General features: G+C 44.2%; 23 protein-coding genes. 19 read left to right on the top strand and 4 right to left on the bottom strand.

The features are described from left to right. The first annotated feature begins 136 nt into the window (after nt 1-136). Genes bioB through bioD form a run of 4 tightly spaced genes read left to right on the top strand, consistent with a single transcriptional unit; the run spans nt 137 to nt 3779 of the window. On the top strand, nt 137-1180 hold the full coding sequence (bioB, locus tag R3P39_RS06205; protein WP_336566354.1) for a biotin synthase BioB: 1044 nt from the start codon (nt 137-139) through the stop codon (nt 1178-1180). Continuing rightward, entirely contained in the window at nt 1181-2326 is a 1146-nt protein-coding gene (locus tag R3P39_RS06200; RefSeq protein WP_336566352.1) for an aminotransferase class I/II-fold pyridoxal phosphate-dependent enzyme, read from the top strand. A 2-nt stretch (nt 2327-2328) separates the two neighbouring features. Next, complete coding sequence (locus tag R3P39_RS06195; RefSeq protein ID WP_336566350.1) at nt 2329-3087, top strand: methyltransferase domain-containing protein; 759 nt, start codon at nt 2329-2331, stop codon at nt 3085-3087. Then, the gene (gene bioD / locus R3P39_RS06190; RefSeq protein ID WP_336566349.1) at nt 3084-3779 is read left to right on the top strand and encodes a dethiobiotin synthase; all 696 of its coding nucleotides are present in this window, start codon (nt 3084-3086) and stop codon (nt 3777-3779) included. Before R3P39_RS06195 ends, bioD begins: the two co-directional genes overlap by 4 nt. Before the next feature lie 36 nt (nt 3780-3815). Here the strand turns inward: bioD and R3P39_RS06185 are convergent, their stop codons facing one another. Beyond that, entirely contained in the window at nt 3816-4013 is a 198-nt protein-coding gene (locus tag R3P39_RS06185) for a hypothetical protein (RefSeq protein WP_336566348.1), read from the bottom strand. Between the two features lie 297 nt (nt 4014-4310). Here R3P39_RS06185 and R3P39_RS06180 point away from each other — a divergent pair, with 297 nt between their 5' ends. Then, nucleotides 4311-4832: a GNAT family N-acetyltransferase gene (locus tag R3P39_RS06180; protein ID WP_336566346.1), complete on the top strand. Its 522-nt coding sequence runs from the start codon at nt 4311-4313 to the stop codon at nt 4830-4832. Between the two features lie 19 nt (nt 4833-4851). Here the strand turns inward: R3P39_RS06180 and htpX are convergent, their stop codons facing one another. Both htpX and R3P39_RS06170 read right to left on the bottom strand, forming a co-directional pair. Continuing rightward, nucleotides 4852-5712 carry a protease HtpX gene (htpX, locus tag R3P39_RS06175; protein WP_336566344.1) on the bottom strand — a complete coding sequence of 287 codons (861 nt, stop codon included), beginning with the start codon at nt 5710-5712 and terminating at the stop codon, nt 4852-4854. 149 nt (nt 5713-5861) lie between these two features. Further along, complete coding sequence (locus R3P39_RS06170; RefSeq protein WP_336566342.1) at nt 5862-6383, bottom strand: TetR/AcrR family transcriptional regulator; 522 nt, start codon at nt 6381-6383, stop codon at nt 5862-5864. A gap of 125 nt (nt 6384-6508) precedes the next feature. On the opposite strand from R3P39_RS06170, the gene R3P39_RS06165 reads away from it, so the two are divergent. The 4 genes from R3P39_RS06165 (at nt 6509) to R3P39_RS06150 (ending at nt 11336) form a co-directional block, all read left to right on the top strand. Beyond that, on the top strand, nt 6509-6727 hold the full coding sequence (locus R3P39_RS06165; RefSeq protein ID WP_336566340.1) for a hypothetical protein: 219 nt from the start codon (nt 6509-6511) through the stop codon (nt 6725-6727). A gap of 202 nt (nt 6728-6929) precedes the next feature. Continuing rightward, entirely contained in the window at nt 6930-7412 is a 483-nt protein-coding gene (gene purE / locus R3P39_RS06160) for a 5-(carboxyamino)imidazole ribonucleotide mutase (protein ID WP_336566339.1), read from the top strand. Nucleotide 7413: 1 nt separating this feature from the next. Then, the gene (locus R3P39_RS06155; RefSeq protein WP_336566338.1) at nt 7414-8562 is read left to right on the top strand and encodes a 5-(carboxyamino)imidazole ribonucleotide synthase; all 1149 of its coding nucleotides are present in this window, start codon (nt 7414-7416) and stop codon (nt 8560-8562) included. A 299-nt stretch (nt 8563-8861) separates the two neighbouring features. Next, the gene (locus tag R3P39_RS06150; RefSeq protein WP_336566337.1) at nt 8862-11336 is read left to right on the top strand and encodes a S9 family peptidase; all 2475 of its coding nucleotides are present in this window, start codon (nt 8862-8864) and stop codon (nt 11334-11336) included. A gap of 25 nt (nt 11337-11361) precedes the next feature. Here R3P39_RS06150 and rrtA read toward each other — a convergent pair whose 3' ends face one another. Then, entirely contained in the window at nt 11362-11946 is a 585-nt protein-coding gene (gene rrtA / locus R3P39_RS06145) for a rhombosortase (protein WP_336566336.1), read from the bottom strand. 82 nt (nt 11947-12028) lie between these two features. Here rrtA and ggt point away from each other — a divergent pair, with 82 nt between their 5' ends. The 10 genes from ggt (at nt 12029) to R3P39_RS06095 (ending at nt 24478) form a co-directional block, all read left to right on the top strand. Then, nucleotides 12029-13795, top strand: a complete 1767-nt coding sequence (ggt, locus tag R3P39_RS06140) for a gamma-glutamyltransferase (RefSeq protein WP_336566334.1) — start codon at nt 12029-12031, stop codon at nt 13793-13795. A 172-nt stretch (nt 13796-13967) separates the two neighbouring features. Continuing rightward, a complete protein-coding gene (locus R3P39_RS06135; protein ID WP_336566332.1) occupies nt 13968-15662 on the top strand; it encodes an NAD-dependent malic enzyme in 1695 nt (564 codons plus the stop codon). Between the two features lie 120 nt (nt 15663-15782). Beyond that, nucleotides 15783-16487 carry an SIMPL domain-containing protein gene (locus R3P39_RS06130; protein WP_336566331.1) on the top strand — a complete coding sequence of 235 codons (705 nt, stop codon included), beginning with the start codon at nt 15783-15785 and terminating at the stop codon, nt 16485-16487. A 109-nt stretch (nt 16488-16596) separates the two neighbouring features. Continuing rightward, complete coding sequence (locus tag R3P39_RS06125) at nt 16597-17250, top strand: sulfotransferase (RefSeq protein ID WP_336566329.1); 654 nt, start codon at nt 16597-16599, stop codon at nt 17248-17250. A gap of 45 nt (nt 17251-17295) precedes the next feature. Beyond that, a complete protein-coding gene (locus R3P39_RS06120; RefSeq protein WP_336566328.1) occupies nt 17296-17868 on the top strand; it encodes a tRNA-(ms[2]io[6]A)-hydroxylase in 573 nt (190 codons plus the stop codon). Between the two features lie 1111 nt (nt 17869-18979). Beyond that, entirely contained in the window at nt 18980-19363 is a 384-nt protein-coding gene (locus R3P39_RS06115) for a response regulator (protein WP_336566326.1), read from the top strand. After that, on the top strand, nt 19360-20268 hold the full coding sequence (locus tag R3P39_RS06110; protein WP_336566325.1) for an AAA family ATPase: 909 nt from the start codon (nt 19360-19362) through the stop codon (nt 20266-20268). The genes R3P39_RS06115 and R3P39_RS06110 overlap by 4 nt, the downstream gene beginning before the upstream one ends. 2 nt (nt 20269-20270) lie before the next feature. After that, entirely contained in the window at nt 20271-21215 is a 945-nt protein-coding gene (locus R3P39_RS06105) for a DUF58 domain-containing protein (protein WP_336566323.1), read from the top strand. Further along, nucleotides 21205-23148: a transglutaminase family protein gene (locus R3P39_RS06100; protein ID WP_336566321.1), complete on the top strand. Its 1944-nt coding sequence runs from the start codon at nt 21205-21207 to the stop codon at nt 23146-23148. Before R3P39_RS06105 ends, R3P39_RS06100 begins: the two co-directional genes overlap by 11 nt. A gap of 1 nt (nt 23149) precedes the next feature. Then, on the top strand, nt 23150-24478 hold the full coding sequence (locus R3P39_RS06095) for a Na+/H+ antiporter family protein (protein ID WP_336566319.1): 1329 nt from the start codon (nt 23150-23152) through the stop codon (nt 24476-24478). The last annotated feature ends 27 nt before the right edge of the window (nt 24479-24505 follow it).

Raw genomic sequence — 24505 nt, 5'->3', positions numbered from 1 at the left:
GTGTGCAACGTTGACAATACTAAGGCAAGAAGTAGACTAAGCCAATCACCGTCAGATTGTTTGGTCGAAATTTGTACCGCCTTGTGCCATCGGCGTTTTGCGGTTACAGCACGACATTATTAGAAAGAGAAAAATTATGGAATTAGGCGCGCTTAGACACAATTGGACCCACGACGAAGTAAAAGCTTTGTTTACCATGCCGTTTAACGATTTACTGTTTCACGCCGCGAGCATCCATCGCAAGCACTTTAATCCCAATGAAGTACAAATTTCAACATTGCTTTCAATTAAAACCGGCGCCTGCCCAGAAGATTGTAAATACTGTCCGCAGTCAGGTCACTATAAAACCGACCTAGAGCGCGAGCGCTTAATGGAAGTAGAGAAGGTCGTTAAGCAGGCTAAACTTGCCAAAGAAAAGGGCGCGACGCGTTTTTGTATGGGCGCGGCTTGGTCAGACCCGAAAGACCGCGATATGCCTTATATTGCGAAAATGGTGAAAGAGGTGAAAGAGCTAGGCCTTGAAACCTGCATGACCTTAGGTAAATTAGACAACGACAAGGCTCATGAGTTACGCCAAGCTGGCCTTGATTACTACAACCATAACCTAGATACCTCACCGGAATACTACCAGCAAATCATCACTACGCGCACTTATCAAGACCGACTTGATACCCTGGATCATGTCCGCGACGCGGGTATGAAAGTGTGCTCGGGTGGGATCGTCGGCATGGGTGAGCAAGCCTCAGACCGTTATGGCTTACTTATTCAATTAGCAAACTTGCCAAAACAACCTGAAAGTGTGCCAATCAATATGCTGGTAAAAGTAAAAGGTACCCCCCTTGAGGACGTTGACGATTTAGATCATTTTGAATTTATTCGCACCATTGCAGTGGCGCGGATCATGATGCCTCATAGTTACGTGCGTTTATCTGCAGGCCGTACAGCAATGAATGAGCAAATGCAGTCAATGTGTTTCTTTGCTGGCGCTAACTCAATTTTTTATGGTGACAAACTGCTTACCACAGAAAACCCTGAAGCCGATGCCGATATGAATTTAATCAAGAAACTGGGCATGAACCCAGAAACTCGTCATGACTACTCTGATGAAGCGTATGAGGCATCAATCAGCTCCGCTATTGCCGACAAAGCAACATCCGAGTTATTTTACGAAGCGAACTAGATGGCGTTTGAATTCATCAATGAGGCTTTAGCCAAGCAGCAAGTTGAGGGACTTTTACGGCAACGCCAAGCAGTGGACTCTGCTTCTGCACGTACCCTTAGTGTTGCTGGCAACCACTATATTAATTTTGCTTCCAATGACTACTTAGGGCTGGCACAAAATCTTGATATTACGCAGTTATCACAGTTACAAAGTGGTAGTCGTAGTTCTGCTCTAGTCACCGGTTATTTGGATATTCATCGCCAGCTAGAGTCGCGTTTATGTCAATTGCTGGGCTATCAGAGTGCCTTACTGTTTGGTAGTGGTTTCAGCGCCAACTGCAGTGTCATTAAAACCTTATTTTCACCCTTGGGTAAAGGCAATAACGCTGCTGTTTTTCAAGACAAGCTTAACCACGCCAGTTTAATTGATGGCAGTTTAGCGGCCAATGCTAAGCTGGAGCGTTTTAATCACAATGATGTCAATCATCTGCGTTCTCGATTAGAGCGCTCTAATGCCCGTGATAAGTTAATTGTCACCGAAGGGGTGTTTTCAATGGATGGCGACACTGCGCCACTTCAGGAGATAGTCGCATTAGCTCAGCAGCATCAAGCTTGGCTTATGCTCGATGATGCACACGGCTTTGGTGTTGTAGGTGAAAGCGGTTTGGGTTCAACCTATGCGCTCGACAATAAACCAGAAATTTTAATTATTACCTTTGGCAAGGCCATGGGCTGTCAAGGAGCTGCAGTCCTCGCCAGCGATGCTGTGATTAATTACATGGTGCAGTTTAATCGTGAGTTTATTTATACCACAGCACTGTCGCCAGTACTGAGTGCCATTGCCTTAGCACAATTGGAGCAGCTGACTGATGCACATGAGCAACGCCAGCGCCTACACGATAACATTGCTTTATTTAAGTCACTCGCCACAAGTGCAGGGTTGGCACTGATCCCCAGTGATACCGCGATCCAGCCTATTATATTAGGCAGCAGTGATAATGTCATTACGGCGCAACAAGCATTGCAAGCGCGAGGCTTTTGGGTCGGCGCGATCCGGCCGCCAACCGTGCCACAAAACACAGCACGGTTAAGAGTAACCATTACCGCAGCGCATCACCATGACGATATAACAGGCTTGGTGGCAACGCTTAAGGAGGTTGCTTGAGTATGTTACACGCAAACCACACCGCACGCTGCTTTTCAAAAGCGGCAAGTGACTACGCCAACTGTGCTCGGGTACAAAAGCGAGCGGCAGAGATACTTTTATCACGTTTGCACAACAGTGCTGCGGTCCTCCGTGCCTACCCACGTTTAGTCGATTTAGGCTGTGGTCCACATCAAAATCACAGTGCTTTGGCGCCTTTTTGTAGTCAATATGTCGGCTTAGACCTTAGCTTAACCATGCTGCAGCAAGGTGGCCAAGCGAGTGTCTGTTGCGATATGGATCAGTTACCTTTGCAGTCCCAAAGCGTGGATCTTATTTTTAGTAACTTTGCTATTCAGTGGTCGGCTTCGAGTAAGGGACTGCTTAAGCAAATGCATCAAGCGTTAAGAACGCAAGGTAAAGTGCTAATTAGTACTGTCTTAAGTGGTTCACTAAATGAAATTGCAACGGCCTGGCAAGGGGTCGATCAGTGTCATCACGTCAATCAGTTTTTAACCTTAGATGAGTTGATAGCGGATGCAAAAAATGCCGGTTTTACCATTAACTGGCAACAGCAACAGACATTGGTTGACAGTTACCCGACGGCTTTGGCTGCGGTACGGTCAGTAAAAAACATTGGTGGTAATGATGTTCGTGGCAATAATAAGCGCCAGGGTTTATTAGGCAAGGCTGGATACACTAAGTTATTGGCCAGTTATCCACGCTCAAACAGTGGGTTTGATGTCAGCTATGAAGTTGGCTTTTTGGAGTTAAGCAAATGAAACAGAGCTATTTTGTCACCGGCACAGACACCGAAGTTGGGAAAACCTATATCACCACATTACTGTTAAAACTGTTAGCCAAACATCAGTGTCGTGCTATTGGCTTTAAACCCATAGCAGCGGATGCTGAAGAAGCATTTGGTCAGCTGGTGAATGTGGATGCTATTAGCCTTATGGAAGCGGCAACGGTTCATGGCAAATATGAGCAGATAAACCCCTATTGTTTTGCTCCTGCTATTGCACCACACATTGCTGCGCAGCAAGCCGGAGTAACGATTACTTTAGCTGGGCTTAATCAAGGCTACGAGGAAATTCAGCGGTTAGGGGCAGACTATATTTTTACCGAAGGAGCGGGTGGTTGGGCATTGCCTATTAATGATAAAGACTATTTATACGACTGGGTACGAGAGCAAAACCTCTCCGTCATCCTAGTGGTGGGCATGAAGTTAGGGTGTTTGAACCACGCCTTACTCACCGCTGCTGCGATAGAACAGCAAGGTTTAAAGGTGGTTGGCTGGGTTGCTAATCAAGTTGACCCGAACATGGCGGTGTTCGAAGAGAACGTCGCTAGTTTAACCGAGCGTTTACCTTGTCCATTGTTGGCATCGGCGCCATACAGTGAAGGCACACCCAAGCTAAAAATACACCAAGCTTTGCTGGATTTACTGGCACTGCCGTCGAGCAATAGCTAAACAAATAAAAGCGGCTAAAATGGCCGCTTTTGTCTATTAATCTGCTTGCCGATTTTGGTAGTTTGGCAACAGCTCTTCAACGATTTTTTTGGCGCTTATGGTATAGCGCACCCCAGAAAACATAACTGAAGTATTCTCGTCAATTCCGGTGATCCCCGTTAATGTCCAACCCTCTCCACGCTCCGGGCAGTACACTTTGGTCGTTGGTGGGATAACAACAAAATCATCACTCATTTATTCGTTCCTAACTACTATGGCCAAAGGTAAGTTTTATACCAACCCGCATTAATACTTGCTCAATTTGAGGGAGCAAATTCGACGCTAACTACGTTAAAAATTTCTTATTTAGAACAACTAAATAGCAAAATTTTTGCCTGGTTATCGACAGAATTTTCTTGCCTCAAATAGACCACTTAATTAAACGAATTGGTATTAGGCGCAGTATACGATAAATCATAAAGATCATAAATCTGAATAATAACTTGGTCGAATTGGTGCTATTATCTAAAAAAATTTCAAACCCATTTGATTATGGCCCTTACAACCGCGCGGCTGTTGCTGCGACCCATTACACACCGAGATAACTCGGCATTATTGCCTTTATTAAATCATGTCGCGGTTAAGCAGTTTAATGACTATGGTGATAATTTGTCTGCCACTGACTTGAAGTGCATGATCCAATTAGACATAGAAAGGCGACTGAATAACTGCGGTGGCCGTTTTGGTATATTCAGCAAACACCGTCTTAGTTTGTTAGGGAGCGTGGGTTTCTATCAAGAGCATGATAGTGAAGCGGGTGTCAATATTGGCTATGAGCTAGCGCCAAACTACTGGGGCAAAGGAATTATGTACGAAGCTATTAGCGCTCTTTTTGCGCAGCCTAGTAATTTGCCATTTCAGCACAACACCGTATTTGCTCAAGTGCACCCAAACAACCTGCGGTCAAAAACACTCATCACCAGACTGGGCTTTAGCGAATTAACACAGCAACACGTATACCGCAAAGAGTTAGATAACGTAGTCATTACAGAGAAAACGACAGCTCACTTATAGGAGCTGTCGTGTTAAGGCATTAAGAAAGAGCTTTGATGCGTTCATCCAATGGCGGGTGTGACGCGAAAAAGTCAGCGATTGATTTGCCTGAAGCAATACCAAAGGCCATCATCGAGCCTTCGAGTTGTGATTCATGGTTGTACTTTAAGCGTTCTAACGCTGAGCGCATCTTGTGTGCACCAACTAAATCTGCGGCGCCTTGGTCGGCGGCAAACTCTCTTCTACGACTAAAATAAGCCACCACGATAGAGGCCAAAATACCAAATAGGATTTGGAAAATCATATCGAAAATAAAGTAAGTCCAACTGCCGCCTGACTCTTCTTCATCGCTATTTAAAAAGTTATCGACAATGCCGGCCAACACTTTGGCAAAGAAAATCACGAAAGTATTGACCACGCCTTGGATCAAGGTCAGGGTGACCATATCGCCATTGGCAACATGAGAAACCTCATGAGCGAGAACCGCTTCAGCTTGGTCGCGGTCCATGTTGTTTAATAGCCCTGAACTGACCGCAACAAGACTGTTGTTTTTACTTGGCCCGGTAGCAAAGGCGTTGATTTCTGGGCTGTCGTAAATGGCTACTTCAGGTATAGCAATACCGACTTGTTGAGATTGTGCAGCAACCGTTGACACAAGCCAGTGCTCAGTCTCGTTTCGTGGTTGTTCGATGACAAAAGCTCCAGTGGATTTTTTGGCGATCCATTTCGACATAAACAATGAAATAAAGGCACCGCCAAAACCAAATACTGCGGCGATGATCATGATGCCAGAATAGCTTCGGCTAGAAATACCGAATACCGACATTAGAATAGATAACACCACACCCAGTACCAGCATAACTGCTAAGTTAGTGAGTAGGAAAAGAATGACGCGTTTCATGTTGACCTCGTTAAACATAAAAAAACAGAAGCAATTTTCCCAAGCACTTGCTTATTACTCCGTCTTAAGATGTTTTATATGTGCTGCAACATAAAAGCACAAGTTATTTTATATGAATATTATACAAAGAACACATCATACATGAATAACTAGGCTATCAATTTTAACTTCTGCGATAGGGTAGTAAGCATAGAATCAACAGAGCTGTTAGGATCGTTGAGTCCTTCTAACAGAGTCATAAAGTAACTATCCATCATTAGCGCGGCCTTTTCTGGCTGATAAGCTTGTTCGCTAAACAATAAAGATTTAAATAGCTCGAGTTGCTGCTGAAAAAAAGGCGCTTGCCAAATTAAGTTGCCCAGTAGCTCTTTGCTAAATTCGCGATGACTTAAATAAAACTGGTATAAGTGGCTTGCGTAATGACGCAGTTTTAATCTCGCGCTGTGCTGCTGATCGCTTTGCTTAGCATGTGCAATGATTGTGTCCAACTGCTGTAGCATTGCCACTTTTAAAATATCAAGCTTACTTGGAAAGTGGGAGAAAACGGTGCCCGATGCAACGCCAGCATGGTGTGCAATTTCACGACTGGTGGTGTCGGCATAGCCTTTTTGCTGAAATAAACTCCAGCCAGATTGGAGAATTTTATTTCTAGTTATTTCTCTTTTTTTCATAAGCTTATCTCTAATATCAAGTCTTATACTATACCACAAAATGGTAACGGCAGGAGAATTACTTGCGTTAATTGAGCGTGCTCACTAAAATAAATGAGCGCGTTCAATTTTATAAGGATAATACCATGAACATCTTGCCACAGTTAATTGGCTACTTACTATTTATTCCTTTTATCACTTTTTATAGTTTTATTTTGGGGCCAGCTTTAAAGTGTGTTTTGGTTCCAGGGGGGTTAGGCTTACTTGCAATTATCCTGGGTCCCAAGCACTTTATTTATTACTACAAGCGTTCACACGCCAGTAAAATGCAAGCAAAAAAGTCTATTCAAGCTAAACCGTCATAAGCGCTAAGTAGATTCTTCGCATTAATGATGAACTTAGGTATAATAGCGCCGGTATCTTTAACGGTAATCACTGCATTTTCAGCTCGCTGCTTTCTAAGCAGCAGTGGGCCAGACCGTATACTTTTGCAAGTAAACGCAGGGGAATAAGCCGCAGTTTATCGTTAGTTGGTAAGTATCGTTCAAAATTAGTCGAGGAATTATTATGACCGTTGGCATCATTATGGGCTCAAAATCGGATTGGCCTACCATGCAACATGCAGCCGAAATGCTGGATAAATTTGGCGTTGAGTATGAAACCAAAGTGGTCTCTGCACACCGCACTCCACAGTTATTAGCTGATTATGCATCAACGGCAGCAGAGCGCGGTATCAAAGTCATTATTGCCGGTGCTGGCGGCGCTGCGCACTTACCTGGTATGGCGGCTGCTTTTACCAGCTTACCAGTACTGGGTGTACCGGTTAAATCAAAAGCCCTTAATGGCGTAGATTCATTACTGTCAATCTGCCAAATGCCTAAAGGGGTGGCCGTAGGTACCTTAGCAATCGGCGATGCTGGCGCTGCCAATGCTGGTCTCCTTGCAGCACAAATTCTAGGTTGTCAGCAGCCTGAGTTGCTCGCCAAAGTAGAAGCATTTAGAAAAGCACAAACTGACACTGTACTCGCTAACCCAAATCCTGCGGAATAATATGAACATCCTCATTTTAGGCGCAGGCCAGCTTGCTAGAATGATGAGCTTGTCTGCCACTCACCTAGATATTCACGTTTTGGCTTACGATGTTGGTAGTAAAACGGTGATTAACCCCGTCACTTTTGAAAGCTATCCTGACTCATTAAGCCAAGCCATTGCCAAAGCCGATGCTATCACGGCTGAGTTTGAGCATATTCCAAGCGATGTGCTTTCTCAATGCCAACAAAGTGGTAAGTTTTACCCTGGTGAGCAAGCCATTGCCACTGGTGGTGACAGAGAAAAAGAAAAGGCTTTGTTAGAAAAAGCTGGAGTGCCATGTGCTCCGTTTAAAATCATCACCGAAAAGCATCATTTTATTGATGCCATCGCGGCTTTAGGTATGCCTATGGTGGTGAAAACCTGCCAAGCTGGATACGATGGCAAAGGGCAGTGGCGAGTCAAGTCAGAGCAAGAAATTGATGCCATTTGGCAAGAAATGTCGGCTTTTTTACAAGCGGGCAGTGCTCAGGCACCACATACTATCGTGGCTGAAAAAATGATCCCGTTTGACCGCGAAGTATCAATCATCGGTGTACGTAGTAAAAGTGGTGAATGTAACATTTATCCACTGACCGAAAACCAACACACCAATGGCGTATTAACCTTGTCGGTTGCTGGTAAAGAAAAAGCGGCTATTCAAACACAAGCAGAGCAAGCATTCGAAAAACTAGCCAGTGAATTGGACTACGTTGGCGTGTTGGCGATTGAGTTTTTTGATGTTGAAGGCCAGCTTCTGGTTAACGAAATTGCCCCTCGTGTTCATAACTCTGGTCACTGGACACAACAAGGTGCCCATGTCAGCCAATTTGAAAATCACATGCGTGCGGTTGCAGGCTTGCCTATTGGCGATACGAGCTTATTACGACCAACAGCAATGATAAATGTGCTTGGTCAAAGTAGTATTCCCACCTCTGTACTAAAAGTGCCTGGGGTCACCAGTCATTGGTATGGAAAGAGTCAAAAGCCAGGTCGCAAGATGGGTCACATCAATGCTTCTGCTGCGTCACTGCATCAGCTTGGGGAAGTCTTAGCTGAGTTAGCTGAGGTGCTACCGGAGCAAGATTATCCCGGTGTAATGGCCACTGCAAGGCAGCTATTACTAAATTAATAGCGCTATCTTGTTGTTCAGCAATAAGATACATTTTGAGTTCAGAGAATTTGCTAAAAATGCAATTTTTTTTGAACTCACCCATTTTACTGCGGTCTATTATTATGAGGCTTGGATAGGCCTCACTTCATACTCGTTGTCCATCAACGACTATGTGAGCGCAGAGAGTATTTGGCCAGCATCCCTTGCTGGCCTTTTTTTATCTTGCCGCAGCGGCTTTTAATCTTAAAGCGGTCGATATTGCTGTGCATTTCTGCTTAAATTGAACAAATTTAACTACTATAAGAAAGCACTTTGTTATGTTAAAACTCTCCCTCATCTCAGCAGCGGTTGCTTCGACCCTGTTTTTAAGCGGTTGCCAAGCAACGGCTAATAAAGTTGAATCCAACCAAGCAGTAAAATCCAATCCTGTTCCTTCAGTGGTCGCCACTCCAGTTGATTTTGGCGGTGAACAAATTACCCTTGAGCAAGCAATGGCGCATCCAGATTGGTTAGGGCGCCAACCAGAGGGCGCTTATTGGGGCGCCGATAGCAACACCATTTTTTATAAAAGAAAGCAAGCTGGAACAGAATTAAGAGACGTCTTCTCTGTCACAGCTGACGCTGAGCCTGCTGCGGTTGAGCTGGCTGAATTGCATACCACAGGCAGCAGTAATGCCGTGTATCAAGGCGATCTGCAAGCGTATCAGTTTAAGGGTAATATTTTTTTAAAGAACACCAAAACCAATGCTCTGACTCAAATCACTCACTCTTCCAGTTATGAATACGCACCACAATTTTTAACTGGTAATCGCTTAGCATATCGCTCAGGAAATGCCATGTATGCGGTGGACTTAGAGACTGGCTTGACCAAAGAGTTAGTGAAATTACACTTGGCAGATGAGCCTAAAGGCACCGCTGAGCCCTCTGGGTTTATTGCTGAAGAGCAGCACCAACTTATTGAGTACGTAGCATTAACGCATAAAAACAGCTTAGACAAAGAGCAGCGCAATGATGCGCTAAAAGCGAATAATCACAGCATTCAAGACAACCAGTTTTACCTTGGCAAAGGCAAAACCCTCATTTCAATGAGCCTTGCTCCCAGTGGTGATAAGCTAATTGCCGTGATCACCGACGATAAGCCTCGCCGCGCAGACACTGATATCATGCCTAACTACGTAAGCCAAGACGGCAATATTGAAGCGGTTAAAGCAAGACAGCGCGTGGCAGATGCCAAGCCGATGGCGTCTGAAGTTATTTTTATCGACATTGCAAAATCACAGCAAGTGGCTTTAAGCTATGACACCTTACCTGGCTTTGATGAAGACGTTCTTGCAGAGGTGAAGCGTGAGAACGCAGAAGCTCGCGGTGAAACCTACCAAAATGAGAAAGCACCACGTGCCATAAACCTTATCGATACTTGGGGCTGGAGCCAGTCGGCCATTCAATGGAATAGTGACGGCAGCCAAGTAGCAGTGATGTTAGGAGCGTGGGATAACAAAGACAGATGGATTGCTACAGTTGATTTCGACAAACAGCAATTTGTTTCTCAGCATCGCCTTCATGATGAAGCTTGGATCAACTATACCTATAACGACTTCGGTTGGTTAAATGGTGAAGAAACCTTGTATTACCTCTCTGAACAAAGCGGTTATAGCCATTTGTATGTTAAACCGTTAAAAGGTGAAGCCAAGGCCATGACCTCAGGTCAGTACGTGGTCTCTGAACCGACACTCACTGCTGACAATCAGTACGTTTACTACAAGGCCAATAAAGAACACCCTGGCTTATATGAAATCTATCGCGTTAATCTTAACACCGGTAACAGTGAACAGATCACCGACTTAGATGGCATGACTGGTTATGAGCTAAGTCCAGATGAGAGCAAACTGCTGCTTACTCATTCTAAGATCATGATGCCAGAAGAGTTATATGTAGCAGAAGCCAAAGCCAATACCACTGCGAAGCGCTTGACCAATACTGTGTCTGAAGAGTTCTTAAACAAGAAACTCATTGCGCCAAAAATTGTTGCCGTACCATCCAGCCATCAAGAGCAACCGGTTTACGCGAAAGTGTATTACCCAGCAGATTATAAAGAAGGTGAAGCGGGTAAGCGCAAAGCCGTGATCTTCAACCATGGTGCAGGTTATCTACAAAACTCACATATGGGTTGGTCAGGCTACTTTAGAGAGTTTATGTTCCATAGCTTACTGGCCAGTAAAGGCTATGTGGTAATGGACATGGACTACCGTGGCTCTAAAGGATATGGCCGCGATTGGCGTACAGCCATTTATCGTCATATGGGTAAACCAGAAATTGAAGACTTGGCAGATGGCGTAGATTGGATGGTTGAAAATGCCAATGTTGACCGTGGTGCGGTGGGCACTTATGGTGGCTCATATGGTGGCTTTATGACCTTTATGGCGCTATTTACTCAGCCAGATCTATTTCAAGCTGGGGCGGCGTTACGCCCGGTTACGGATTGGGCCTATTATAATGACCCTTATACTTCAAATATCTTAAACCGCCCAGACGTGGATCCAATCGCGTATCGTAGAAGCTCGCCTATTTATCATGCAGAAGGCTTGAAAAATGCGCTATTAATTAATGCGCCTATGATTGATGATAACGTTTTCTTTCAAGATGTAGTGCGTTTAGTGCAGCGCTTAATTGAATTGGAAAAAGAAGACTTTGAAACAGCGATATACCCAGTTGAACCACACGGCTTTAGACAGCCGTCAAGCTGGCTCGACGAATACCGTCGTATATACAAGTTATTCGAAGAAAATTTGTAATCTGATTAGGAACTGTTAAGGCCAGCTATGCTGGCCTTTTTTGATGATATAGCAAGTCAGCAATAAACAAGATTACACCGCCCACGGCACCGTATAAATGTGCTTCAATTGCCACTCGAGACTCGATTAAACGTGCCACTTCAACACTGGCCCCTTGGCTTTGTTCAAAGCCGATTTTAAGCCAAACGCCAATAAATAAAAGGTAGCCTGTGACCATGTTACGACGACAATCTTGCGCCGCTCCCCAAATAATGACGCCATGTAATAAGCCACTTAAGCCTGTATATACAACTATATTAGGAGCCAAGAAATAGATTAACACCCCAGTCCAAAGCGCTAAAAACAACACATTAAAGGCATATTGACGGGGTCGAGTGTATTCGGCGTGCAATAACCAAATAAATACAATACCCAGCACATTGAGTAGCAAGTGGTAGACATTACTGTGCATGAATTGCCCAGTTAGGATGCGCCAAAGCTCGCCATGATTGATGGCGTTGCGGTCAAAGTCTAACATAGGACCTAATTGTAAAAGCATCAATACTGAAGCAATACAGGCAAGTGATAGCGGCGGCAGCAGGTATTTTCTTTCTAATGGCAGCTCAAACATAGCATTTCGTAATTAAATTTTTGCATATTGTGCCTAATTGCTTTTATGATGCCAACATTATGAAGTCAGTAATACGATTATTATGAAACAAACACTTGCATCTCTCGCTGTGATAGCGACACTTAGCTTTTCTAATTATACCCGAGCCTTAGAGCAGCAAGCTCAAAGAGAAGTCCGAGAGCCGGAAGCGGCAACGGGCTTTGAGGCCAAACAAGCTCGCACCGCAGAAAAGTACATGGTGGTGGCTGCAAACCCATACGCTAGCAAGGCCGGGCAGCTGATGTTAGCCAAAGGGGGTAGCGCCGTGGATGCCATGATAGCAACTCAATTAGTGTTGACGCTGGTAGAGCCACAATCCTCAGGCATTGGCGGTGGCGGTTTCATTCTTTATTATGATAAAAGTAAAGATAAACTGATCACCTTTGATGGTCGTGAAACGGCACCACAAGACGCCGATTCTGGGTTATTTTTAGACCGTAACGGCAAAGCAGTACGATGGATAGAAGCCGTGGTTGGTGGCCGCTCCGTGGGCGTGCCGGGAATTTTGCATGCCTTTAAACAGGCTCACGATAAATATGGAAAATTACCTTGGCTTGAGCTATTCAAGCCTGCCATTCAATTAGCCAAAGAGGGCTTTACCGTTTCTCCTAGACTGCAGATGCTACTGGAAAAACGCCTTAACCCCGGCCTGACCAAGTTAAGCCCTGCGAAAGAGTATTTTTATCCTAATGGCAAAGCGCTTCGCGCTGGCACGACCAAGAAAAATCCAGAGTTAGCTAATTTTTACTTTAAATTAGCGTATCAAGGTATTGATGCTTTTTACGAAGGTCAAAATGCCACTAAACTGGTTCAGGCAGTGCAAAATTCAAACATTGCCCCAGGCAAGCTGCAACTTAGTGACTTAGAGCAATACCAAAGTAAGGTGAGAGACCCCATTTGCAGCAACTACCATGAGTATAAAGTGTGCTCGATGGCCCCACCAAGCAGCGGTGGCATTGCTGTGCTGCAAATGCTTAAAATTCTTGAGCCATTTAAGCTCAGTCAATATAAAGCCAACGACTTAGAAGCCTTGCATTTATTCACCCAAGCTTCGAGGCTGGCGTTTGCCGACCGTGACTATTACGTTGCCGATCCAGACTTTACCACGGTTCCCACCGCAGCGTTATTGAATGAAGAATATCTGCAGGGGCGCAGTGCACTTATCGGCGACAACGACAATAATAATTTTCCGGTAGGCGATCCAACCGCGGGGCAGGTTGCGTATGCCATGGATGACAGTTATGAGTTACCATCAACGACTCATGTGTCGATTGTTGATGATCAAGGTAACGCCATTTCCATGACCAGTTCCATTGAAATGGCATTTGGTTCCACCGTAATGGTCAATGGCTATTTGCTTAATAATCAATTAACTGACTTCGCCTTATCACCCAAAGTTGGCGGTAAATGGGTAGCGAACCGGGTTGAACCGAAAAAACGTCCGCGTAGTTCAATGTCGCCAGTAATGGTATTTAACAAAGACGGTTCATTAAAGCTGATAGTTGGCTCTCCTGGGGGAAGTCGCATTATTAACTACGTTGCCCAGACCATTGTAGGCGTATTAGATTGGGGCTTATCACCACAACAGGCAATCGATTTGCCTAAGATAACCAATCGCAATAAATACACCACCTTAGAAAAAGGGACTGAGCTTGCTAAGCATGCGGACTATTTTGAGCAAAAAGGCCATCGCGTACAGCTCCGCGACCTCAATTCTGGTCTTCATGCCATTGCAGTGCATAACAAATACTTAGAAGGTGGTGCCGATCCGCGTCGAGAAGGGGTTGCTTTAGGAGAAAGCAGCGAATAACTCATAGTGTCGCTAACGCTTTTAAGCTACAATAAAGTGCAGCCAAAACCAATAGTTTAGGTGTTTTGGCTCACTTTTAATATTGGTCTGATGAGCACTAAATTCATTGTAATTTAATCCTTTTCGACAATAATGAACCTTTAGACAAAAAATTAGTGTCCAGCTTGTAAATATGACTAAAAAATCTGATCCAAATTATCTCTATATCCCATACTCAGGTCCCACGCTACTCGAAACGCCGCTGTTAAATAAGGGCAGTGCATTTTCTCAGCGTGAACGCGAAAGCTTTAACCTTGCCGGTTTAGTCCCACCACGCTACGAGACCATTGAAGAACAAGTTGAACGTTGTTACCAACAGTATTCCAGCTTTAACGATAACTTAAATAAGCACATTTACTTGCGTGCTATTCAGGATAATAACGAAACCCTTTATTACCGTTTAGTGCGAGATCATTTAGAAGAAATGATGCCCATCATCTACACCCCGACGGTGGGCGATGCCTGCGAAAAGTTTTCTGATATCTACCGCAGCTCTCGTGGTTTGTTCATTTCGTATGAAGACCGCTATAACATTGATGATATCTTACGCAATGCCACTAAAGGCAAAGTAAAAGTAATCGTAGTCACCGATGGCGAGCGTATTCTAGGTCTAGGCGATCAGGGTATAGGCGGCATGGGGATCCCAATTGGTAAGCTGGCCCTTTACACCGTATGTGGCGGTATTAGCCCAGCTTATACGTTACCGGTGATGTTGGATGTTGGTACCAACAACGAAAAGCTCCTTAACGACCCTATGTACATGGGCGCCAGACATAAACGTATTTCTCAAGAGGAATACGATGAGTTCTTAGAGCTATTTATTAAAGCCGTTAAACGACGCTGGCCGAATGTATTATTGCAATTTGAAGACTTTGCACAACCTAATGCCATGCCGTTATTGAAACGCTACCGCAATGAAATTTGTAGCTTTAACGACGATATACAAGGCACTGCAGCCGTTACTGTGGGTTCACTGTTAGCGGCCTGTAGGGTCAAAGGAGCCAAGTTGTCGGAGCAAAAAGTGGTGTTTGTTGGCGCCGGCTCTGCTGGCTGTGGTATTGCTGAGCAAATCATCAGTCAAATGGTGTCTGAGGGGATCTCAGATACTCAGGCCCGCAGCCAAGTATTTATGGTTGACCGATTTGGTCTATTGACCGAAGGAATGGAAGGCCTTAGAGATTTTCAGGCCGCGCTTGTGCAGCAGCATGAGAACTTAAAAGACTGGACTTACAGTGGTGAATACGCCTCCTTGCTTGACGTGATGCACTGTGCGCAACCAGATATTCTAATTGGTGTATCTGGGCAGGCAGGCTTATTTACCGAGCAGGTGATAAGAGCAATGCATGCCGGTTGTGAGCAACCGATCATCTTCCCACTAAGTAACCCATCACGTCAGGTTGAAGCTCATCCTAAAGACGTGATTGCTTGGACCCATGGTCAAGCCATTGTGGCAACCGGCAGCCCGTTTGAGCCGGTGGTACATAACGACCAGACCACAGTGATCCCACAGTGTAATAATAGCTATATTTTCCCTGGTATTGGCTTAGGTGTGTTAGCAGCTAAAGCGAATCGTATCACTGACAGTATGTTGATGGTGGCCAGCGAAACTTTAGCTGAGTCATCGCCCCGAGCCAATACAGGCAAAGGCAGCTTATTACCGGCACTGACCGAAATTGAGCCGCTAAGTAAACGCATTGCGTTTGCGGTAGCGAAAAAGGCCATGGAAGAGGGCGCGGCACTGGAAATGGAAGACGATGCCATTTGGGCAACCATTGAACGCAACTACTGGCTGCCGGAATACAGAAACTACAAACGCTGTAGTATCTAATCGTTTAAGGCCGACATTATGTCGGCCTTTTTGTTAATCATTGTTACCGCAAGTGCTAATTCAGGAGTAGTTAATGCAAATGTGCTTGAATAGCAGGGAATGAATTTTTAGGAGCAGAAAATGCGCATACTTACCGGACTTTTCGCTTTGTGCTTATCAGGACTTAGCTTTGCAGGTGCTTTACCTGACGCCCCCCACTTATACGTTAAAGGCACCGCATTTATGCAGGTGCAGCCTGATACGGCCGTGATCCGCGTGGCCATAACCGAAAAAGATAAAGCGTTACCTAAAGCAAAAGAGAACGTTGATAGCGTAATGGCCAAAGCAATTGAAATTGCTAAGCGCTTTGACATCGCCAGCGATGATATTCATGCCGATCAACTTAATGTTTATCGTCAAACACGGTATAACCGTGACACTAACGAAGAAGAATTTAAGGGCTTTCGAGTCAGCCGCAGCTTAACCCTAAAACTAAAAGACATCAGCCATTATCCGAAATTGCTACAAGCCTTGGTCGACAGCGGCATTAACCAGTTTAACAACACTGAGTTTACGGTAGAGAACGAGAGTAAGTTTCTTAATAGCCTGAAAAAAACCGCCATCAAAGACGCCAAAAAAGCGGCTAAAGAACTTGCTGCTGAGTTTGATGTTGAGTTGGCCAAACTTTATTCTGTGTCAATGCAGCCAATGCAAACACCCACACGGCCGTATATGCGCGCGGCTCCAATGGCAATGGAAGCGGATGCTAGCGCATTAAAAGATGCCTATAACACCGGAAGTATCAAATTAAGTGCAGAGGTCTATGCCGTCTATTTAATTGATTAATTCTGGTTGTTAATACCATAAATAGATACACTAACGCCCTCATGATGAGGGCGTTTTGTTATTTATGCCCGTGTCTTGAGTGGATCACTAAAGGTATTTGAACCAGGTCATGAATACAGCGAAGATTTTAGTTACAGGGTTACCTCGCACCGGTACCACCAGTGTTTGCATAGCGGCACTGCATCTAGGGATTAAAACGGCCCACACCGCTTACACCCGTGAGGCACTTGGCCAGGCTCAGCTGCTCGCTGATACACCTGTTTTTTGTGACTATAAAAACCTCGTTACCATATACCCGAACAGTAAATTACTGCATTTGTCACGACCATTTGAATTATGGCTTCCCTCTATTAAGCGCTTAATGACAGCGATGCAAAACAACCTGCTTTCGCAGCGTGGTGGTTTTAATGACACCATTAAACGCTGCTATCTATCTGTGTTTCCTGAATTTGATAAGCACTTTGACAGTGATAATTTTTGGTTCGATTGTTATCAACGACATCAACAGCAGGTTTATCAATTCGCACAGCAACATCAATTGCCTTTACTTGATGTGACAATAGACCAAGCCGATATAGGCAGCCAACTGGCTGCTTACATAGGTAACGGTAAAGCCGGTACGGTCGCGGTTCCGCATGTTAATATTGGTGGTAAAGTCACGGCTTGGAAATGGATAAGCCACCCTTTAAAGGTTGAATCCACCAGAGCCGGGAAAGCCGATAAAGACGCTTTGCTATATAGCGAACCCTTCGCCAACACCTAGCAGTTTGATATACTGCACGTATACTCTTATCAACAACAAGTCATCATGTTTGAATTGAAATATCACACGCCTTTTAGCTGGACTGAAAAAGTCATGGCTGACTTTGATACGTTTTTACAAGATCACGCCGCCGCAGAAAAGAAGGCTTCGGGCATGGCAATGGCCATGCTCGGTCATTATCCAGATAGAATCAAATTGGTTAGAGCCATGGCGGATTTAGCCATTGAAGAAATGATCCACTTTAAACAGGTTTTAAAACTACTCACTGAACGTGGCACAACACTTGGTAACGATCAAAAAGATCCATACATTAAAGGTATGCGCGGTTTGTTCCGTCAAGGGACTGATGAATATTTGATTGACCGTCTTTTAGTTGCGGCGGTAATAGAGGCGAGGGGACATGAGCGTTTTTCTTTGGTCGCCGAAGCCCTGCCTGAAGGTAAAGAAAAAGATTTTTATGTCATGATTGCCAAATCAGAAGAAAAACATAAAAACCTCTTCGTTGAACTAGGTTATGAATATTTTGACAAAGCGATTATTGACCAACGTTTAGAAGAAATTCTCCTCGCTGAAGCAGAGATCTGTGAACGCATCCCATTTACTGCAGCGCTGCACTAATAAATGGCCTTCCCCTAAACCTAGGGGAGGCTTTTATACGACTTAAGTACCAAACCATGTCGAATTTATCTTGTTTTATTATTCTGCTCGAGTAATAGCCAACAACACTAACCACTTTCAAGCTGTATCAAGAGGTTGAACGCACTATCAATTCACCGTAACAGCCACTATTGAGCAAAGTGAGTTACGCTTTAGCGGCGCTGGTAAGTCTGATTCTTATGGCGTATTGATAGATAACGTAGTGGTGAGCAGCAAGATACTGGCACAGCGAACCCAGGCACTGAAGATCCACAAACTTGTGTAGCAGGGCTCTATGGTATTAGCAGTTATAACACCTCAGCTTATGCGTTCAATGTAAGCGAGCAAACTTATAGCTTTGTAAAAGGCATTGAAAACACAGTCTCAAATATCGCGGCACATGATGGTGCGTTGTACTTCTTAAAGCAGAACGATTTGACGTTTGTCTCGGACAGTGATTGCAATAACTAATCGCTTATTAGCAGGCTTACACTAGCGAATGTGTAAGCCTGCTAAGCAGTAAAATCATCTCAATACCGCACGCCGAAAAGTCAAAAGCTCATGCAAAACAATTCATGTCGTCAACTGTTGAACACTAACTAGGGCTTCAACGTAAGTCTGGCAATGTAATGAACTATAAAGTGCAGTCTGCTAATCATATATGAGCAATAAGCGCACCAGTAACTATGGCTAGAGCATTCTATTAAACCAACAATCCTCAGAAGGCGTGGTGATCATTTGATATAAGACTCTTAAGCTATGGATTAGTGAGTGGTTGATTGAAAATAGTTAGAATTGAAGACCCGAATAGTTAACTTATAAAAACAAGCGTTTCGTAGGGCATTTACGTTCAAGTATGAAAGTGGGACATATTGTCTCATAATAAACTATTTAACATAACGTAAATTATAGGAGGTAAAGTATATTTCTATATATAGTCGGTTTTTGCTCTCTTGTAATGCAGTAATAATCACAATAATGTCCAATACTAGACGGTATCGGACATAACGGTGATATTTCCACTATTTTATATTGAGCTATGCATTGGCTTTTTATAGTATGTGATTGAATTTCTCAATTGAAGTATCGGCATATGGAATTTGTAAGACCTTTAGAACCAATCTTAATTATCGACGACGCGGTTGAAGTTAGAGATTTCTTAAGCCAAATTTTGGAAAACTTGGGCTTTGAGGAAGTATATGGCTGCGAAGATTTTGAGTCAGCAAAACCTTTGTTAAAAAACAAACAGCCTAGTGTGGTATTTTTAGACATTGAACTACCTGATACCGACGGCACTGAAATTCTCTCATACATCAACGAACACTTCTCTGCAGCCCACGTGGTTATGTGCTCAGGTCACAACAGCATGGAAAATGTACAAAACACTTGGGAGCTAGGTGCTAAAGGCTTTATTGCTAAACCTTTTAATGCTCATAAAGTCGATTCAGTGATGAAGCGCTTAGAGCTGGTCACATGAATGGTGATTTGAACAAAGTTATCTCAGCGCTCTCTGAGGTTATATTAGAAAAACCTGAGCAAATCAAACTCGCCCTTTGTAGTTTACTGTGCCGTGGTCATCTATTAATTGAAGACTTGCCAGGTATGGGCAAAACCACATTGTCACATTCACTGGCCAACGTACTTGGCTTAAGTTATCGCCGAGTTCAATTTACCAGTGATTTATTGCCATCAGACATAACTGGTACGGCAATCTATAATCGCCAAGAACAGAGTTTTGAGTTCCACTCTGGGCCCATTTTTAGCCAGGTTTTATTAGCGGATGAAATTAACCGAGCTAGTCCCAAAACACAATCTGCGCTGCTAGAAGCCATGGAAGAACACCAAGTCACGGTTGATGGTGTAAGTCACCAGCTCCCTAGCCCATTTTTTGTTATTGCCACCCAAAATCCACAACATCAATCTGGCACGCACCCGTTGCCGGAGTCGCAACTGGATCGCTTCTTCATGCGCATCAGTCTCGGTTACCCTTCACTGCAAGCAGAAACACAATTAATCAAGTCGGCGAATAAAAACCGCCGCACACAACAAGAGCTTAGCACAGTCATTGATGCAGAACGCTTGGCAAGGTACCAAGATGAGCTCAACACCATAACCATCAGTGACAGTATTATCGAATATATTCTGCGCCTAGTGAGCTTCACTCGTAATACGCAACAATTTAGCGACCCCTTGTCGCCCCGAGCAAGCATCTCATTGGCGGCGGCGAGTAAAGCCTATGCTTTTATTAGTGGTCGAGATTTTGTGTTACCCGATGATGTCCAAGCTGTGTTCACTCCGGTTTGCGCGCACCGCTTAGGTGTCGACAGTCGTAACGGCGAACAAGTGATGGAGCAAGTCCTACAGCAGGTCTCGGTACATTAATAATGCTTTCTCACCTGCGTGCACAGTTGACGCAATGGATCCAACAGCGTCATAAAGCTTCTGAGCTTGAGCTGTCTCATCAGAATATTTATATTCTGCCGTCAAAAGACGGGGTCTTTTTTATTGCGGTTGCCACATTAAATTTTATTTTAGGTATTAATTATCAAAACAATTTAATATTAGCCGTATCCTACATGATGGCGATAATGATGACAGCCGCCCTATTTATGGGCTTTTTTAATCTATACAAAAGAAATGTCCGATACGTATCAGCGCTCGCCAATTTCTATCCATATCCATCAAAGCTGTCACTGGAAATCACTGGACCTAAAGCAATTCAATCATTGCGAGTACAAACTCAATATGAAGAACAGCCGCACTGCTTCGATGAGGTTTCCAGTAGCGAAGTAATTGAGCTTAACATTGCGGGTCTCACTCGTGGTCATTACCCAATTAACGCCATCACCCTTTGCAGTTACTTTCCTTTTGGTTTAGTAAAAACTTGGTCTTATCTTTGTCCTGATGACACGTTTTATATTTACCCAGAACCGAGTGCTACGCCTTTAACTACTAATCAATACGGCCAACAACAGAATGAAAAATCACAACGAGCAAATAGCTCAGAATCAAGCCCTGAATTTGATCACCTTAAAGAGTATCAAAATGGCATGAGCCTGAGTCGAGTCGCCTGGAAGCAGTACGCTAAAAGCGACAAAATGCTGATTAAACACAGCCAAGAAAGCTCGGCTGATCCCAGCAAGTTAGTCTTTGACTATAGTCGGCTCTTTGGTGATAAGGAAGAAAGGTTAAGCCAGCTATGCCGCTTGATTGTTGATGCTGAAAAGCGCCAACAGCCCTATGCGTTATATTTACAGCAACACCGCTTTGCTTTTGGCCAAGGTCCAGATCATAAAAAGCTGTGTCTGGAGGCGTTAAGTGAATTTTAAGCCGCCGATTTGGTATTACAGCACTACCTTCTTTTTATGGTTGTTAAGCGTGGTGTTAATCGATGACTTTGGGATTGGGTTTATAGCCCTGTGCAGTGCTTTTTTATTTTGGCAAATTGTTCGGCTAGTTGGTAAAGCTGCAGTGGTCAGTGTAACGGTTATAAACCTGATCACCCTACTTGGCGCCATTTGTACCGCTGTGTTGATAGGCTTTCAAAACAGCGTTTCTATGTTTGTTGCTTTAATGCTCATCGCCTCGATGTTAAAGCAGCTCCATGCAACGCAAAAACAGCAGTTTAGCCAAGTTTGCATCCTCAACTTTTTCACCTATCCATGCTTATTCTTGTTCACTCAAAGTATTTTTGCTGCCGTGTTGGTATTGATATTATTGGTGGGTAATCTGGCCATCATGGTGAGTTTGGAGCAGAAAATACGAGTAAGTACCGCGTTAAGCGCTAGCAGTCGTGGATTACTGCTCACGCTCCCGGTGGTGGTATTAATGGTGGTGTTTATGCCTAAATTACCAGCTTTTTGGCAATTACCATCACCCCAAAATAAAGCCAAAACCGGGCTATCAGAGAACGTCGACCCATTTAACATTGCCGAGTTATCACGCTCCAGCGAATTGGTGTTTAGAGCTTCTTTTGATGATCCTACTCAGCAGGGACCCTTCTATTGGCGCGCCATGATCCATGATACCTACGATGGTCAACAGTGGCAGTTATCTGAATTTCAAGGTCGTGTTAGTCGTGCGCAGACGTTGCCCCAAGGCAATAACGCCACCATAGTCGCCCAGCCTAGTCATTTGCCCTGGATGTATGCTCTTGGTTACGCTAAATCTAACAGTGATAAACTTAATAACGGCGTCTTTGGCACGGTGTTTTTAAAAGAACTCACCACCAAGCCAATCGAATACCGCATTCAATACAGCAACTTTAATGCTCAAACGCGCTTAAGCGATTGGTTTTCAAGACGTAATACTGGCCTTCCCAAAACTGATAACAAACAGACACAACAGTTGGCACTGGAGTGGCAACAGCGCTCACAAACAGTATCAGAGTTTATTGTTTTAATGCGCCAGTATTTCCAACAACAAGGCTTTAATTACACCTTAACCCCTACCGTGATTAATCGAGATGATCGTATTGATGCCTTTTTGTTCGAAACCCAAAACGGGTTTTGCGGGCATTATGCTTCCGCTGCGGCTTTTATGTTACGCAGTGCCGGCTACCCTGCCCGTCTGGTTTCGGGCTATTTAGGTGGTGAGAAAAACCCTGAACAAGGTTATTACAGTGTTTACCAATACGATGCTCACGCTTGGGTCGAATACTTTTTGCCAGGTCAAGGTTGGCAGCGCCTCGACCCCACGGCTTGGGTGTCGCCTGAGCGAATGAATGGCAGCCTCTCGCAATTGCAGTCAGTATCAACCGAGTTCCAATCGGGAGTCGGCTACAGTCTTATTGGCTTATCCAATTTGCCCGCGATTAATTGGTTACGGGTGAAACTCGAGGAGTTAGACTACCACTGGACGATGACGGTCATTAACTTCGACCGCGACAAACAACAATCTCTGTTTCAGAGTTGGTTTGGCAATCATGGTCAATTTTGGGCAGGTATCTTAGTGTTAGTGGTGATATTGCTGTTAAGTGTAGCGGCATTTTACCTTAGCAAACGTTTAATTCGACCAAAACAGGCTATCGAACTAGGTTGCTACAATGCTATATTAGCTGGCGTCAATGATAGCCACTCCAGCCATCCCCCTAAGCAAGTGCTGGCCACCATTGCAACACGGAAACCGGAAATAAAACAGGCCGTGGATAGCTTTTATGAACTGTTTGAAAAGGCACAATATCGTCAAAATGAACTATCTGAGGCGGAATCTAAATCCATACAGCAACTTACTAAGCAAATAATAAAAAAGGCAAAAGAATAATATGAATGCAGTTATTTTGGGTGTTTTGCTCATGTTGGGGTTAACCCTGGTTAGGATCAATGTAATTGTTGCAATGACGGTCAGTGCCATGGCTGCAGGCCTGGTCGCTGGACTTGATTTGAAAACCACATTGAATGCCTTTAACGATGGCCTTTCTGGTGGTGCTGAAATTGCCTTAAGCTATGCCATGTTAGGCGGCTTTGCTGTGGCCATATCCAAGTCAGGTCTAACACAAATCTTGGCGCATAAACTCCTTGGTATCGTCAACGCCAATGACAGTGACGGTTCCACTTACCTCAGTATGTTTATTATGCTGATAATCTTAAGCTGCTCTATTGCGTCGCAAAACTTAATTCCCGTGCACATTGCCTTTATACCCATTTTGATCCCCCCCTTATTAGTTGTGCTCAATAAACTCACTATTGATAGACGCGCCATCGCTTGTATTTTAACTTTTGGTTTGGCGACCAGCTACATGGTCCTTCCCTATGGCTTTGGCGGCATTTATTTATACTCTATTTTGCACAAAAACTTGGTTGAAAATGGCCTCGAGCTTATAAAGTATAATGTTCCCATGGCTATGATGATCCCGGCATCCGGTATGCTATTAGGGTTACTGATCGCGGTATTTATTAGCTACCGTAAAAAAAGAAATTACCAAGATAGTAAGACCCTCGCCCAAAATACTCACGCTATACCCACTGGCAGTGAAGCCAAAAAAGTGATGTTAGTGGGAAGTGCAGCAGTTGTCGCGTCACTGGTCGCGCAAAATATTAGCGGCTCGATGATTTTAGGCGGGCTGGTTGGCGTGATGATTTTTAGTTTATTTGGCATCGTTAAGTGGGAACAAAACTCAGATGTGTTCAGTAAAGGCGTTGCCATGATGGCAATGATTGGTTTTATTATGATTTCGGCACAAGGCTTTGCTGCGGTAATGAAAGCCACCGGGGATGTTACCAGTTTAGTTGCCAGCTGCGCAGAAATTGTAGGAGAAAATAAACCATTAGCAGCTGCTATGATTTTATTAGTGGGACTATTAATCACCATGGGAATAGGTAGTTCGTTTTCTACCGTGCCGATTATAGCAACCTTGTTTGTTCCACTTTCTTTAGAAGTTGGTTTTTCTGCCATGGCCACCGCAGCCTTAGTTGGCACGGCTGGTGCTCTAGGTGATGCAGGCTCCCCTGCTTCTGATTCCACACTGGGGCCAACAGCAGGTTTGAACGCCGATGGTCAGCATGATCATATTTGGGATTCAGTAGTGCCAACCTTTTTGCACTTTAATATTCCGCTGCTTTGCTTTGGTTGGATAGCCGCAATGGTACTGTGAGCGATAAGTAATGGGGAGCAACTTGCT

Source organism: Pseudoalteromonas sp. UG3-2 (genome assembly GCF_037120705.1).
In the GTDB taxonomy this organism is placed as follows: domain Bacteria; phylum Pseudomonadota; class Gammaproteobacteria; order Enterobacterales; family Alteromonadaceae; genus Pseudoalteromonas.
The sequence above is the reverse complement of the archived record's forward strand: the minus strand, read 5'-3'. Positions and strand labels throughout refer to the sequence as shown.

Excerpts from the sequence above, each read along its gene's own strand:
- bioB (WP_336566354.1), top strand. The coding sequence starts at position 137 with ATGGAATTAGGCGCGCTTAGACACAATTGGACCCACGACGAAGTAAAA.
- R3P39_RS06200 (WP_336566352.1), top strand. The coding sequence starts at position 1,181 with ATGGCGTTTGAATTCATCAATGAGGCTTTAGCCAAGCAGCAAGTTGAG.
- R3P39_RS06195 (WP_336566350.1), top strand. The coding sequence starts at position 2,329 with ATGTTACACGCAAACCACACCGCACGCTGCTTTTCAAAAGCGGCAAGT.
- bioD (WP_336566349.1), top strand. The coding sequence starts at position 3,084 with ATGAAACAGAGCTATTTTGTCACCGGCACAGACACCGAAGTTGGGAAA.
- R3P39_RS06185 (WP_336566348.1), bottom strand. The coding sequence starts at position 4,013 with ATGAGTGATGATTTTGTTGTTATCCCACCAACGACCAAAGTGTACTGC.
- R3P39_RS06180 (WP_336566346.1), top strand. The coding sequence starts at position 4,311 with ATGGCCCTTACAACCGCGCGGCTGTTGCTGCGACCCATTACACACCGA.
- htpX (WP_336566344.1), bottom strand. The coding sequence starts at position 5,712 with ATGAAACGCGTCATTCTTTTCCTACTCACTAACTTAGCAGTTATGCTG.
- R3P39_RS06170 (WP_336566342.1), bottom strand. The coding sequence starts at position 6,383 with ATGAAAAAAAGAGAAATAACTAGAAATAAAATTCTCCAATCTGGCTGG.
- R3P39_RS06165 (WP_336566340.1), top strand. The coding sequence starts at position 6,509 with ATGAACATCTTGCCACAGTTAATTGGCTACTTACTATTTATTCCTTTT.
- purE (WP_336566339.1), top strand. The coding sequence starts at position 6,930 with ATGACCGTTGGCATCATTATGGGCTCAAAATCGGATTGGCCTACCATG.
- R3P39_RS06155 (WP_336566338.1), top strand. The coding sequence starts at position 7,414 with ATGAACATCCTCATTTTAGGCGCAGGCCAGCTTGCTAGAATGATGAGC.
- R3P39_RS06150 (WP_336566337.1), top strand. The coding sequence starts at position 8,862 with ATGTTAAAACTCTCCCTCATCTCAGCAGCGGTTGCTTCGACCCTGTTT.
- rrtA (WP_336566336.1), bottom strand. The coding sequence starts at position 11,946 with ATGTTTGAGCTGCCATTAGAAAGAAAATACCTGCTGCCGCCGCTATCA.
- ggt (WP_336566334.1), top strand. The coding sequence starts at position 12,029 with ATGAAACAAACACTTGCATCTCTCGCTGTGATAGCGACACTTAGCTTT.
- R3P39_RS06135 (WP_336566332.1), top strand. The coding sequence starts at position 13,968 with ATGACTAAAAAATCTGATCCAAATTATCTCTATATCCCATACTCAGGT.
- R3P39_RS06130 (WP_336566331.1), top strand. The coding sequence starts at position 15,783 with ATGCGCATACTTACCGGACTTTTCGCTTTGTGCTTATCAGGACTTAGC.
- R3P39_RS06125 (WP_336566329.1), top strand. The coding sequence starts at position 16,597 with ATGAATACAGCGAAGATTTTAGTTACAGGGTTACCTCGCACCGGTACC.
- R3P39_RS06120 (WP_336566328.1), top strand. The coding sequence starts at position 17,296 with ATGTTTGAATTGAAATATCACACGCCTTTTAGCTGGACTGAAAAAGTC.
- R3P39_RS06115 (WP_336566326.1), top strand. The coding sequence starts at position 18,980 with ATGGAATTTGTAAGACCTTTAGAACCAATCTTAATTATCGACGACGCG.
- R3P39_RS06110 (WP_336566325.1), top strand. The coding sequence starts at position 19,360 with ATGAATGGTGATTTGAACAAAGTTATCTCAGCGCTCTCTGAGGTTATA.
- R3P39_RS06105 (WP_336566323.1), top strand. The coding sequence starts at position 20,271 with ATGCTTTCTCACCTGCGTGCACAGTTGACGCAATGGATCCAACAGCGT.
- R3P39_RS06095 (WP_336566319.1), top strand. The coding sequence starts at position 23,150 with ATGAATGCAGTTATTTTGGGTGTTTTGCTCATGTTGGGGTTAACCCTG.